2 protein-coding genes are annotated in these 1,812 nt (G+C 26.5%); both read left to right on the forward strand.

The genetic code is table 11. From position 1 onward, the window contains the following. Positions 1 to 747: hypothetical protein (locus I4U58_RS13705; protein ID WP_195931891.1), on the forward strand; the 747-nt coding region annotated here is incomplete at its 5' end. A gap of 217 nt (positions 748 to 964) precedes the next feature. Beyond that, complete coding sequence (locus I4U58_RS13710) at positions 965 to 1,357, forward strand: pyridoxamine 5'-phosphate oxidase family protein (RefSeq protein WP_195931892.1); 393 nt, start codon at positions 965 to 967, stop codon at positions 1,355 to 1,357. Positions 1,358 to 1,812: the final 455 nt, after the last annotated feature.

Genomic DNA, 1,812 nt, shown 5'->3' on the forward strand with positions numbered 1-1,812 from the left:
TTAGAAAATGCTAGAGAAAAAATAGAAGTACTAACTATAGAAAGAGATTCATACAAAGAAAGAATCGAAAGATTAGAGGCAGAAGTAAATAGCTTGCTTGCTGAAGGTAGTAAAGAAGATTTAAAAAATGAAATAAAAAAACTTACATCTATTGTTGAAGGACTCGATGCAAAGATAAATGCTCAAGAGATATTAATATCTGATTTAACAAATTCTATAGAAACTAAACAAAATGAAATAGATAGATTAAATGATTTAATAGCGTTTAAAGATAAACTTTATGTACAAACATATATGAAAGCTATAGAATATGAAGAGCAGATTGAAGATTTGAGAGAAATTATAAATTCTAAAGATAAAGTAATTGAAAGATTACAATCAGAATTAGACAAATTACAATCAAATAACAGCAATATAGACAGCGAAAATTCAACATTAAAATCTCAAATAGAGAATTTAAATGAACAAATAAATGCCTTAAATAGAGAAAAATCACAACTTGAATCTACTATTGAGACATTAAACACAATTGTTTCACAATTAAAATCAGATTACGCAAACATGTCAGAAAAATATAATGCTTCACAACAAGAATTAAACGACTTAAGATCAGAAATGAATGATTCTCAAAATGAATCTAATACTTTATTAAATAAAGCTAATGCAGAAATTAAAAAAGCAAACCAAGACCAAAAAGATATATTAGAAGCTATTGAAAATGCAAAAGAAGAAATAGCTAACTATTAATAAATATAGATAGATAAATATAAATATAGATAGATAAATATAGATATAGATAGATAAATATATATAAATAAAAAGGAAAGTGCACCCCTATTGTTGGATTATGTCTGATGATAGGGGTGATTTTTATAATTAAAAACTAAAATAAGTATAAAATAAGGACAAAATGGCGAAAAAAGTACTATAATGAAAGTGTACAATAATATCAGGGGGTAAAAAAGTGCAAGAAGTATATGATTTTTTAAAAGCTTGTAATACATATTATCTAGCAACTGTAGAAGGAGATCAACCAAGAGTTCGTCCTTTTGGAACAGTAGATATATTTGAGGGGAAACTATACATTCAAACAGGTAAAGTAAAAGACGTATCAAAAGAAATGCAGGCAAATCCTAAAGTAGAAATATGCGCTTTTAACGGCGAAAAATGGATTCGTGTAGCAGGAGAAGTAGTAAGAGATGACAGAGTGGAAGCTAAAGAACATATGCTAGATAGCTATCCAAATTTAAAAGCTCTTTATAGAGCTGATGACGATAATACCGAAGTTCTTTATTTGAAAAATGTAACTGCTACAATATCTTCATTTACTGAAGAACCTAAAGTTATAAAATTTTAATTAAATCTTTTTAGTATTTTTATTGTTTTACTAGAATATAAATTTCAAAAGGATTAAAAATAACAACTTTTTTACAATAAAAACTCCTTATTTTATATAGGGAGTTTTTTAAAATTCTAAGGAAATTATATATTATTTGATTTGTGGATAATATATAATTTCCAACCTATTAACTTAAGCAACGGAATCTTTGATTCGTTGGCGCTATGAACGTAGTGAATTTTAACTAAAGCAACGGACGAAGTCGTTGGCGACATGAGCGAAGCGAATTTTTTATAATTTTATAAAAGGAATCTAAGCAAGAAATACTAATTAGAGTGAGTTTAGTAATGTTTATAAGTGGTTTTATAGTTGCAGGATTAAATTATAGATTTAAGTGGCTTATCTTACCTAGATGGATTATTGTTATTTCAACGATTATATTTTTATTTGCTTATGTATTATATGCAGAGGTT

The sequence above is a fragment of the Clostridium sp. 1001270J_160509_D11 genome, assembly GCF_015667935.1.
GTDB lineage: Bacteria > Bacillota > Clostridia > Peptostreptococcales > Peptostreptococcaceae > Intestinibacter.